Source organism: Endozoicomonas elysicola, assembly GCF_000710775.1.
GTDB lineage: Bacteria > Pseudomonadota > Gammaproteobacteria > Pseudomonadales > Endozoicomonadaceae > Endozoicomonas > Endozoicomonas elysicola.
This window is the reverse complement of record NZ_JOJP01000001.1, coordinates 5,389,696-5,401,830: the sequence shown is the minus strand read 5'-3', so window position 1 is coordinate 5,401,830 and position 12,135 is coordinate 5,389,696. Positions and strand designations below refer to the sequence as shown.

Annotated in this window: 7 protein-coding genes; all 7 read left to right on the top strand. The window is 47.3% G+C overall.

Annotation, left to right across the window (positions count from 1 at the left end):
* Positions 1-13 precede the first annotated feature (13 nt).
* The 7 genes from kduD to GV64_RS22675 all read left to right on the top strand — a co-directional run bounded on the left by kduD (position 14) and on the right by GV64_RS22675 (position 12,126).
* Entirely contained in the window at positions 14-778 is a 765-nt protein-coding gene (gene kduD, locus GV64_RS22705; RefSeq protein WP_020581886.1) for a 2-dehydro-3-deoxy-D-gluconate 5-dehydrogenase KduD, read from the top strand.
* A 118-nt stretch (positions 779-896) separates the two neighbouring features.
* Positions 897-1,967, top strand: a complete 1,071-nt coding sequence (locus tag GV64_RS22700; protein ID WP_020581885.1) for a glycoside hydrolase family 88/105 protein — start codon at positions 897-899, stop codon at positions 1,965-1,967.
* Between the two features lie 512 nt (positions 1,968-2,479).
* The gene (locus GV64_RS22695; RefSeq protein WP_020581883.1) at positions 2,480-3,451 is read left to right on the top strand and encodes a hypothetical protein; all 972 of its coding nucleotides are present in this window, start codon (positions 2,480-2,482) and stop codon (positions 3,449-3,451) included.
* 27 nt (positions 3,452-3,478) lie between these two features.
* Positions 3,479-5,899 carry a polysaccharide lyase 8 family protein gene (locus GV64_RS22690; protein ID WP_020581882.1) on the top strand — a complete coding sequence of 807 codons (2,421 nt, stop codon included), beginning with the start codon at positions 3,479-3,481 and terminating at the stop codon, positions 5,897-5,899.
* A gap of 78 nt (positions 5,900-5,977) precedes the next feature.
* Positions 5,978-9,085: an autotransporter outer membrane beta-barrel domain-containing protein gene (locus GV64_RS22685; RefSeq protein ID WP_020581881.1), complete on the top strand. Its 3,108-nt coding sequence runs from the start codon at positions 5,978-5,980 to the stop codon at positions 9,083-9,085.
* 131 nt (positions 9,086-9,216) lie between these two features.
* On the top strand, positions 9,217-10,758 hold the full coding sequence (locus tag GV64_RS22680; protein ID WP_020581880.1) for a DUF2264 domain-containing protein: 1,542 nt from the start codon (positions 9,217-9,219) through the stop codon (positions 10,756-10,758).
* 135 nt (positions 10,759-10,893) lie between these two features.
* Positions 10,894-12,126 (top strand): anaerobic sulfatase maturase, encoded by a 1,233-nt coding sequence (locus GV64_RS22675; protein ID WP_201772510.1) that lies wholly within the window; start codon positions 10,894-10,896, stop codon positions 12,124-12,126.
* Positions 12,127-12,135 lie beyond the last annotated feature (9 nt).

The window sequence follows — 12,135 nt, the reverse complement described above, 5'->3', positions numbered from 1 at the left end:
TTAAGGAAGTATCATGACTCAACAGTTTTCTTTCAGCCTCGACGGCAAAGTAGCCCTGGTTACTGGCGCTAATACCGGTCTGGGACAGGGTATGGCAGTTGCACTGGCTCAGGCTGGTGCTGATATCTGTGCTGTCGGTCATATCGATGCGCCTGAAACCCGTGAAAAGATTGAAGCAACTGGCCGTCGTTTTCACTTTGTTGAAGCTAACCTGCTGAGCATTGAGCCGGTTGAGCGTATCGTTAAGGAAACCGTAGAAGTGTTTGGCCGAGTAGACATCCTGGTCAACAATGCGGGCATCATCCGTCGTGAAGATTCTGTGAACTTCAGCGAAAAAGACTGGGATGAGGTTATGGATATTAACCTGAAAACCCCATTCTTCCTGAGCCAGGCGGTTGCCAAGCAGTTTCTGGAGCAAGGTAAAGGTGGCAAGATCATCAATATCGCGTCCATGCTGTCTTTCCAGGGTGGTATCCGCGTACCGTCTTACACTTCCAGTAAGAGTGGTATCGCCGGTCTGACTCGTTTGCTGGCCTGTGAGTGGGCTCAGCACGGTATTAATGTCAACGCCATTGCTCCTGGCTATATGGCTACTGACAACACGACCGCTCTGCGTGCTGATGAGAAGCGTAATGCTGAAATCCTGGGCCGTATTCCTGCAAACCGCTGGGGAACACCAGAAGACCTGGCTGGCCCTGTTGTATTCCTGGCTTCTGATGCCAGTGACTACGTTAACGGCTACACCGTAGCAGTAGATGGCGGCTGGCTGGCTCGCTGATTGGAATAAATAAGGGCTCAGCAGAGCCCTTATTTATAAGTAACTGTCCATATGACATCTTTGAAACCATATGGCCGGATACTTAGCTCATGGGTTACGAAAACAGATTAATACGACGATGACTGAACAAAAGACTCTTCCTGCCGTTTTTGATCATGCAGAAGCGGTTAAGCTGATACGCATGGTATGCGACTGGCAGTTGGAAAACCCAACCAAGTCCTGGATCCGCCGCAGTGGTGCCACCTATTACATTAAGGGCACTGACTGGGAACGCGGTGTTATGTATACCGGTGTTATGGCCGCCTGGCGTGCTACTGATGACAGCAAATACCTGAATTCAGCGATCAAGTGGGCCAAAGCCAACCAGTGGAAAGTAGGTCCGGAAGACCGCTTTGCCGATGACCATACCTGTTGCCAGACCTATCTGGAACTCTATCAGGCCATGAAAGAAGATTTCATGATGGAATCTTCTATTGAAGCCTTTGACCTGATGCTGAACGATCCAAAGCCAGGTCGTGAAGACTGGTGGTGGTGTGATTCCTTGTTTATGGCTCCTCCAGCGTTTGCGATGCTGACTGAGATGACGGGTGAACCAAAGTATCTGGATGCCATGAATACCCTGTGGTGGGATAGTGTTGAGCACCTGTTGGATCCGGAAACTGATCTGTTCTACCGTGACAAACGTTATATTCCAGATGGTCAGGGTGGCGAGCTGCGTGAAGAAAATGGCGCAAAAGTATTCTGGGGTCGTGGTAATGGCTGGGTAGTTTCCGCTATCTGTCGTGTACTGGATCATATGCCTGAAGATCATGCTGACCGTCAGAAGTACATCGATCTCTTTGTGAAGCTTTGTGAAGCGGTTGTGAAGCTGCAGGGCGACGATGGCTTCTGGCGTGCCAGTATGCTTGACCCTGAAAGCTTCCCATCACCAGAGTCCAGTGCTACTTCTCTGTTTGCTCATGGTATGGCCTGGGGTATCAACAACGGTATCCTGGATCGTGACGCCTATATGCCAGCTCTGGAAAAGGCCTGGGCTGCTCTGAAAACCTGTGTCCACGATGATGGCATGATGGGTTGGATTCAGCTTCCTGCTTTTAACCCGAGAGAAACCAAGAAAGAGCACAATATTGATTATGGTGCAGGTGCATTCCTGCTGGCTGCAGAAGAAGTGGCCAAGCTCTGCGCTTGATTACCATCGTTTACTGATCGATAAAGGTTAAGGTGGCTCTATCCACCTTAACCTTTTTTATTTTCTGATGAAAAATTATGAATAATGGCTTGACTGATTTTTTTGGTAATAAAGCAATAAAAGCGAAAGATTTCTAATGATTTTGAAACTTGATACGCAATAATTAGGTGTTTTTTTGTCTTTTAATTTTTAGATGAAAAATAATTGGTTGCGATTGTTGACCTGTATCAAGAAATGTAAATGTGATGTATTTATTATATCAATCAACAGTCAGGTAATGTTTGTTTGTTGTTGAGAATCTTATTATTGAAATAATCAATTGTTAATTAACCACCTCCTGAGTGGAAATACGAGATGGTGATCACTGTAAATCAGTCTTCTGTTTTATTGCTGAAATCATCACTGAAAGCATACTGCACTTTTCTTCAGGGGGCATGTACTGCTTTGTCCTATTTTTTTGCAGGTTCAGTTTTTCTTTGATAACTAATTCTAATTAAGCACAGAGACTATTTATGATTAAAAAAGCCAGTGTCAGTATTCTGGTGGGGGCAGCTCTAACTTTATCTTCTGTAAACGGGTATGCAAAAACATGGGTAGAGTTTGGCTCTGAGTATGAGCAGTACAGTGATCAAAGTCAGAAAGGTGCGCCGTACAACTATGAACAACTGAATTCATTAACCCCATATATTCGTTTTTTTCATTCTCCAGACAGTAATGAGTGGAATGTCTGGGGGCGTGTCTTTAAAAAACATTACCCTAATGAAAATCTCTACCTGAATAATCAGACAACTTCCATGACGGATCGGGCTGAGCTTCACTTTACCAAGGTAATCCGCCGTGGAAACTGGCGTTTCAGACCAGGTGTCGGTTTCCGGTATAACGGTTATGATATCGATCGATATGAGAAAGAGTATCGATTGTACCCTCAGGTTGATTATTTTCTTAATTCAAAAAATCAGCTGTTTGCCAATGGTCATATTTACATGGGTGACAGTCAGGGAAAGCGTTTTAATGATACCGTTGCAGAAACGTATACTGACTGGGGGTATGAAGCAGAGTTTGGTTTAATTCATCGTATTAATAATGTTTCTTCAATTAGGCCTCATTTCTATACTGAGTACGATGATTTTGATAATAACTACAGAATTAATTACTGGCAGTTCAGGCTGGTTTACTCTCATAAAATTGGCCGCTCTTCTATCCATCCATTTATTCGTTATGGCCTTGGTCGAGATGTTACCGATCAGCCCAATGAAACGGTTCCAAATCATCCTGACCGGCATGGTGCGAGTCGAGATATTAATTATTCAAGGTTTGGTGTTTACGGAAATATTGGTCTCTCCGGTAAGTGGAATTTCATTTACGAAACCTATTACGAGTTTGCTGATTTTAAAGGGTACAACAGGGACGCTCCGGACATGACGGTTGAATACCCGGACAGGGATAAATATTTCATCAAATTTGGTATTCAGCGTCACTTCTAACCGCATCAGAACTTTGGGAATCGGATAATGAAACCTTCGAAAATTGCCGTCCTGATGTCGGCGCTGATTATGAGTACCCCGGGTATAGCTCTGACTTCGGACACTGCTACTGGAAACCATCCTGCAGTTGATTCAGGTGTATCCATTATTCAGTCTGGAGCCTATGACACGCTCCGTCAGCGATGGGCTGGCTACTATCTTGGAGACCCTGAACTGCCGATGGGAGAGGGTATTCAGAAGTCAATTATCGATGTAAACCGAGAGGCTGCAGAGCTGCTGTCTACTCTCCAGCTATCCGGGAAAGGGCTCTGGTCTGATCTGGTTCTGGACAAGGAAACAACTTCGGGCCAACAGCGTCTGGGGCGTGATTTATACACGACCTATCAGCGACTGTTCACTCTGGCCAGAGCCTACCGGATGAGCGGGGGAGAGCTGGAAAGTAATCCTGAACTTCTGCAGACGCTGGTGAATAGCCTGACATTGCTGAACCAGAACTACTATCACAAAGGTGCCGCTGAGTGGGGAAACTGGTGGCACTGGCAGGTGGGCATTGCCAAGGTAACCGGTAATCTGATGGTCGTACTCTATGATGCATTACCGAAAGACCTGGTCCAAAACTACATCAGTGCTTCCCGATACTTTGTCGTCAGGCCAACCCACTTCAGTGAGGGGGCGGGCGCACCTTATTCCTCCACGCCTACCCTGTTTAAGTCCACTGGTGGTAACCGCACAGACAATGCTCAGGTTGTGTTGATTCGTGGAATTCTGGATCAGAACCCTGAAGAGATTGCGGATGCAGTTGCAGCTCTGTCCCCTGTACTTCCTTTTGTGGATAAAGGCGATGGCTTTTACCCCGATGGCTCATTCATCCAGCATAAGGATCTTCCATACAGTGGAACCTATGGGCAGGTCATGGTGGAAGGTCTGGGATTGCTGTTGGGGCTGGTTGCTGATTCCCCCTGGCAGGCGACGGATCCTGAACTGCAGAAAATCTACCCGTTACTGCTGAATGCTTTTGCCCCCCTGATGGTGAATGGGCAGATGATGGACATGGTGAATGGCCGGGCGATCTCAAGGTTACACGGCCAGAATCATAAGGTTGGCCATGCCATGCTCAATTCCATGCTGCTTTATGTAGAGGGTGCTCCGGAACCTTATAAAGCACAACTCAAGTCGTTTATTAAAGGACAGATTGAGCAGGATAATTCTGGAGCGTTTTTTAACCATCCGAAATTCCTGAGTACGCACCAGCTGGCACGAACAATTCTGAACGATTCGTCCATTCCTGCTTTGGCGCCCAGGACTGCTCACCGGCAGTTTGCTGATATGGATCGGGTGGTACATCACCGTCCGGACTGGAGCTTTGGTATAGCCATGCACTCAGATCGCGTTGGTAACTATGAGTGTATGAATGGTGAGAACCTGAAAGGCTGGTATACCGCTGACGGTATGACCTATCTCTACAACGCCCAGCAGGAACATTACGGTAACTTCTGGCCTGTGGTTGATCCGTACCGCCTGCCAGGAACTACTGTGCTCGATGAGAAACGGGGGTTGTGCAGTGGCCAGCTCAGTGCTCAGCGCAGTGGCCGGCAAAACAGGATGGATTGGGTTGGCGGCAGTCAGCTGGGCAGTCGTGGTACAGCAGGTATGAATTTCACCAACTGGAATAACCAGCTTCAGGCGAAGAAATCCTGGTTCATGCTGGATGATGTGGTTATTTCGCTTGGCGCCGGGATTCGTAATAAAAGTGAAGTTCCCGCATTAACAACCATGGAAAACCGCCGGGAAGGTGACCTGGTTCAGGTCACTGTCAATGGTCACGTACTGGCTTCAGGTGGCCAGTTTAATGGCGAGTTACAACAGCTCCATATCAATGATGTTAAGTCGGGCACCAACCTTGGCTATGTCATGCTGACACCGGTACCAGCAGAAGTATCCCGCTTATGCAGAAAAGGTGACTGGTCTGACGTTGGTGTGAACCGTGGCCCGGTTGAGGGTTGCTTTACAACAGCTGTACTGCCACACGATAGCGGCACGGATTACGCCTTTGCCATGTTGCCTGGAGCAGATCAGCAGAAACTGGACTCATTTGTACGTGAATCGTCGGTTAATGTACTGGCAAACAATGATCAGGTTCAGGCCATTGAGCACCCTGAAAGCGGTCTGCTGGCTGCCAACTTCTGGGAAGAGGGGCGAGCCGGGGTCGTTACTGCATACGATCCGATGTCGATCATGGTGGAACCTTCAGAAGACCTGATTCATGTGGCCGTTTCAGATCCGACCCGAAGCTGGGGACGAGTTTCTTTTGCCATGGATGGCAATCTACAGCTGATCGCAGACCCTGAGCAGCGAATCTCATTCAATGAAAAAGGAGAGATCAAGGCTGATCTTTCCGGTCTTCGTGGCAGCAGTTACCAGTTTACTTTGAGAAAAGTCGAAGGATGACCTGAATGAGCATGGGGTCAGAAGGCCCCGTGCTCTCCTTACGAGTTTCAAAAAACACACAGAATCAGAACGAAGTTTATGAAGTCTTCAAAGCAGTTATTCAATAAGCGTATTCTTGCTATTGCCGTTTCCTCCGTACTCGCGGGTTACTCCTCTTTTACTTTAGCTGAGTGTTCTACAACCCCCGTATCACCGGATAGTGGGAACATTAAGCCAGTCAGTGATATTTGTGTTACTGATCAGAATGCCCTGGAAGCAAAAGAGAATACCGAGTATGCATGGCTGGACACGGATGGAAAAACGATCACTGTTGAAGGTAGTGGTAGCGCTATTCTCATTGGAGAAGGCGCAACCATTACCAGAAAGTTCAAAATGTATGGAAGTACTGTAACAACTGAGAATGGTACGGCGATCGATATCAAAAATGGTGCAACCATTAAGGAAGGGATGGATATTCAGGGAAGTGTGATCGCGAGCTCGAATGGATCCGCTATTGCAATTGATGGAGCTGATATTGATGGTGGTATAAAAATTACCAAAGGCTCGCAGGTATCGGGCACTAATGGCAGTGCTATCAGCATCAAGAACAGCGACGTTGCCGGAAGTATTACCATTGATGACAGCCAGATTGAGTCTTCAGGTGCTACCGCTATTGATTTAAATGCTACGACTATTTCAGGCGGTGTGAAAATTCAGAATGGCAGTCAGGTGATCAGTGATGGTGATGCAATTCATCTTAAAGACAGTACCATCAGTGATGGTGGCTTGACGGTTTACAAAGCCTCAGTCAGCAGTATCTCTGGCACTGCGATCAATGTTGATGGTTCTACCATCACTGGTGATTTGAAAATTCAGGGTGGCAGTGAAGTCAGCAGCATCGATGGTGATGCTATTGCTGTCAAAAATGGCTCAACGATCAATGGCAGCTTACTGCTTGATAGTGGGGTCACTGTTAGCAGTGAAAATGGAACTGCAATTTCGATAGAAAATGCATCAGACATTACCGGTAGTATAAAAGTACAGGGTAACAGCGTTGTTCAAAGTACCAATGGCAATGCCATCCATATTCAAAGTGGGCTGTTGAAGAAAGATGGGCTGGTTATCCAGACCGGAAGCAGCGTCCAGAGTACCAATGGAACGGCCATCTTGATTGGCTCCGGTACGATCATTGAAAAAGACGGGTTCAAAATATACGACAGTTCTGTTCATAGTGTGAATGGAGATGCCATTGTTATCGCTGATGGTGCGACTATTGATAACTTGACCATTGCCAAGGCTGGGAGCGTCGTTTCCAGTGAGAACGGTACGGCTATCGTGATTGATGGTCAGGCGGTGGATGGTGGAGTTATTAACCTCAAGATTGCTGAGGGCGCTACGGTTTCTGGTGGAGAGGCAGCCATTGATTTCTCGGGCGCGGATTCTGTCGTCAAGCTCGATATTATTGACGGAACCATCACTGGTGACATTATCGGTAATACCACCCATAACAATGGCAGTGCCGGTAATCGAATTAACTTCAAAGGCAACTCTGTTTTCGATGGTCATTCCATATCCGGTGTGGGCTGGATTGAGAACAGTGGCTATCTGTCCATTCATGGACAGCAGCAAACCGTCGTCTGGGATACAGACACCTTTGCGAATAAAGCCGATTCAACCCTCAACTTTGTCGTTGGTGAAGAGACCAATCTGGATGAAACCCTTCTGCAGGTGACCGGAGATGCCAAGTTCGAAACTGGCAGCTCTGTTGGCCTGACTTATAAAGGTGCAGATATCAATGACATTATTGGCCAGCAGATCACCGTTCTGGAGGCTGACACCATTGATGGCGGTGAGAATATTGCCTATGAACTGGAAGATAGCCTGTCTCCATTGCTGACCGGTGAAAGTGAGGAAATCGCAAAAATTGGCCTCAATGGTGAAGTGATTGGCAGTGAGATCATCGTAGAAGTTGGCGTTACTCTGGATGCCGAAATGGGGGCCGATCAGTTTGGTGATCTGGTGGAAGAAGGTGGTGGTAACGCTCAGGATATTGCGGCTTCTGAATACATCGTTAAATCAGCATTGACCCAGTTTAATGAAAGTCAGGGTATAACACCGGAGCAGGCTGCTGATGAGATTGCGGTGTTAAACAGCAACAGCAATCCCGCCGGTGAGCTGGTGGCACTTCTGGCCAGTAGTGGCAGCGATGCAGCCTTAACAGCCGCTTTGGCCAATGAACTGACCCCGGATGCAGAAGGTGGAGAAGTGCGTTCGGCACTGGCGATTACTGACCAGATGCGTCGTGGTTCAGGCTTGCGCAGTGATTACCTGAGAAACCAGGCCTGGCTGGGTAACAGCCACGACAGCTGGAATGGCTGGACCCAGGTGCTCTACAGCGATGGGGAACTGGATAATTCCAGTGAAGCCAATGGTTATGAGATGAGTATGCTGGGTGCTTCTTTTGGTATTGACCATGTAATGGACAATAACAAATTTCTGGGGCTTTCCTTTGGTATGGCCAATGCGGATATTGAAATCGGCGGAAGCCAGAATACAAAAGATGTGACCTCATATCAGGCAATGGGTTATGCCGGCTGGTTTAATGACCGCTTCTTCCTGGATGGCAACTTCAGTCTGGCCTTCAACGATAACGAAAGCACGCGTTATGTGGGCGCCAGCACCGGGTACGAAGGTAACCAGCAGGCAAATGCTGAATACAGCAGCCATCAAATGGGCTATCAGGTAGCAGCTGGTATGAAGTTCGATATGGCTGGTGTTCATGTCAAACCGAAACTGTCTTATGGGCTGCAATGGATTCAGGTAGAAGAGTTCCAGGAAACCGGATCTCCAGCAGCGCTTCGATATGAGCAACAGAAGTACACGGTCATGGAATTAGGGGCTGGTCTTTCTGCTTCTTACAATATTCCTGTCGAGCTTGGCACACTTACTCCGTCGTTTACTGTCATGGGTTACAAAGACCTCAGTAACGATGAATACATTAAGGAAAACGCTGGCCTGGTCAGTGACACCAGTGATGAAGGTTTTATTATGACCGGTGATAGCGTGGGTGATGACAGCCTGTATGCTCACTTTGGAGCTGATCTTGAAATGACTTCTGGTATTAATGTGGGAGGAGGCCTGCAATATTATCAGCGTGGTGATTATCGGGATTATGCGCTGACTGCCAATATGAACTGGCGTTTTTAAGCATTATCCAGCCCTCGAGAACTGTTCGACTTTTCGAGGGCTGACTGCGAATCCATTAAATGGTTTTCATTTATTGATATTCATCTTGTCTGATTTATTATCTCGCTTTCATTTATCTTTCACTTTCTGTCATGACCATTGAAATCAGTGCCAGCCCCCGTCCGGTTATTCCCTGTGAAAACCCCGATCTTTCCATGCGTTTTCGTATTTTTCGAGAGAGTCTCGTTCGACGCTTTACCAGGAAGTCGGCCTATGACAGAAACGATGCTGACTTGCAGGCACTGTTTCAGAGCCATGACCAACCCATTGTAAAACAGTGCGATATATTAACCCGGTATATTGCTGAAGCTTTTGACCATTATGCAGCCTGGGGTTACAGTCACGCCTATTATCCAGGCCGGCCCAGCCAGCAGACGGCCAGAACCGATGCACTGGAAGGTACCAGTCGTGTGATTCCTGTGCTGGCCGCCTGGCTGCACTTTCAAGTTGAGACGCAAGTTGAGACACAATTTGAGAAGAAATCCGCCAAGCAAGGGGAATTAATAACCCTTAACGGTCAGAAGCTGAATATTCCAGAGATAGTAAAATCAGCATTTCTGGCAGGTACCAATCCGAGCCATCGGGGTTATTGGGGAAAACTCGAAAGCTATGACCAGAAAATCTGTGAAAGCGCTGATCTGGCACTGGCATTGTGGATAAGTAAGGACTGGGTCTGGAATACATTGACTGACAATGAGCGCAGGCAGGTTACCGACTGGTTTCTTCAGGTGAATCCCCTGTCCACTGTGGATAACAACTGGCATCTTTTTCCACTGACCGTTCAGCTGGTGTTGAAGTCGTTAACCGGGGTTGATCATGTCGATCACCAGAAGTATCAGCGAATTAAAGAGTTTCATGTGGGGGGAGGCTGGTTTCGTGATGGTGCCCGGGGTAATTACGATTACTACAACGCCTGGGGTTTTCATTACTCACTCTATTGGTTAGATCAAATTGACCCTGAGTTTGATCGTGGTTTTATCCACACCTCAATGTCAGAATTTGTGTCCACCTATCTTCATTTTCTGACGCCTGAAGGTATTGCCTTCTTTGGACGCAGTGCCTGCTACCGTCTGGCCGTCTCTGCACCACTGCTGGCCCTTCTTGATATGAAGGGGGATATGGAAAACGATCCGGAAAAATCGTCCATTACGGCGGGTGAAGCTCAGCGGTCACTGGCGACCAGCCTGAGGTATTTTATCGGTAATGGAGCTATGCGTTACGGTGCTCCAACTCAGGGGCTTTTTTCAGAAGACAGTCGTCTAGTGGATAACTACAGTGGTCCCGCCAGCAGCTTCTGGTCCATGCGGGCACTGGTAGTTGCTCTTTACTCTGGCCATCGCACTGGCTTATGGGATGCCAGACCGGAGCCTTTGCCCGTTGAGATCAGTGATTTTCAGCTCGAGATTCCAGCAATAGACGCAAAAGTGATTGGCGTAAAGCAGACCGGGGAAGTGACGGTGATCTTTACCAGTGATTACACTCAGGAGCAGTCACCGGAAACCCGAAGGCTGGAAACACAGTCGTTGAAAAATAGACTGCTTGAACAGCTGACAGGGCGAGCTGAACGCCCCAAAAATAACCTTCTCCGAAAAGGGGTCACCAGTTACAGCTCAAAGATGGCACATTTCTTCTAGAAAGTCAGAGAACTGTTTGGTTTTTGACCTTACTCAATACGAATAGGAGATAAAGCCAATATGATCAGCGCTCAAAATAATGAGCTTGGTCATGTGGGCTTATTTTAGGGATTGCAGCAGTTAGCAGAGGTTATTTTGACAGACTCCGTCTTCCATATCATGGCTAAGCCAAGCAGCTTCCAGTGCAATATGTCCTGTGACTATTGCTTTTACCTGGAGAAAGAAACGATCTATGGCAAGCAGATGCCCATGCGTATGGATGATGCAACGCTTCGTCAATACATCAAACAGCAGGTAAAGGCTCAGGCCAACCTCCCTGAGATCAGTTTTGTCTGGCAGGGGGGGGAGCCAACCATCTGTGGTCTGGACTTTTTCAAAACCATCGTGAAGTACCAGAAGCGTTACAGTAATGGTAAACCGGTAAATAACAGTATTCAGACCAATGGCCTGCTGATTGATGACAAGTGGGCGCGGTTTCTTGCTGAGAATCGCTTCCTGGTGGGAATCTCCATTGATGGGCCTGAGCATCTGCATGATCGTTACCGGGTTTCCAAAGGGCGAACTCCAACCTTTAAAAAGGTCATGGCCGCCATTGAGCGGATGAAAAAGTATAAGGTTGATTTCAATACCCTGACGGTCATCAATGATCATAACTGTGATCATGGCCTTGAGGTCTATCGCTTTCTCAAGTCCATTGGCTCGGATTTTCACCAGTACATTCCCATTGTTGAATTAATGGAGTCTGATGCTCGTATTGATGAGCAGGCCGCTCAGCTTATTTTCCCGGTAAAGCGGGGAAATAATAAAATGACCAGCTTCTCTGTCCCCGGCTCTTCTGATGAGAAGGGGTATGGAAAGTTCATGACTGAGGTGTTTGATGAGTGGGTTAAAAACGACGTAGGTGATATCTATGTGCGTCTTTTTGAAACCGTACTCGCACAGACGCTGGGATACCCGCCTTCCATCTGCATTTTCCAGAAAACCTGCGGTAATGCGCTGGTACTTGAACAGAATGGCGACCTTTATCCCTGTGACCATTTTGTCTATGAAGATCTTAAGCTTGGGAATATCAATGACGAATATGTGATTGATATGGCAAAGTCAGATAAACAAAAAGCCTTTGGTGACAGTAAGGAAACCACATTGACGGACATATGTCGTAGTTGTGAGTTTCTCAACCTGTGTAATGGCGGTTGCCCGAAGCACCGGGTTGTTGAGGTTGGTGAGAAGCATCAGCAGAACCATCTGTGTGGTTCCTATAAAAAGATCTTCAGCCATATGAAGCCGTATATGGAATACATGGCTAACGAACTCCGCCATCAGCGTGCACCACAAACGGTAAAAAGCTTTACGCCTTCTGCTCAATAATTGTTCTTT

Coding starts and splice junctions, on each gene's coding strand:
- kduD (WP_020581886.1), top strand. CDS start 14: ATGACTCAACAGTTTTCTTTCAGCCTCGACGGCAAAGTAGCCCTGGTT.
- GV64_RS22690 (WP_020581882.1), top strand. CDS start 3,479: ATGAAACCTTCGAAAATTGCCGTCCTGATGTCGGCGCTGATTATGAGT.
- GV64_RS22680 (WP_020581880.1), top strand. CDS start 9,217: ATGACCATTGAAATCAGTGCCAGCCCCCGTCCGGTTATTCCCTGTGAA.
- GV64_RS22685 (WP_020581881.1), top strand. CDS start 5,978: ATGAAGTCTTCAAAGCAGTTATTCAATAAGCGTATTCTTGCTATTGCC.
- GV64_RS22695 (WP_020581883.1), top strand. CDS start 2,480: ATGATTAAAAAAGCCAGTGTCAGTATTCTGGTGGGGGCAGCTCTAACT.
- GV64_RS22700 (WP_020581885.1), top strand. CDS start 897: ATGACTGAACAAAAGACTCTTCCTGCCGTTTTTGATCATGCAGAAGCG.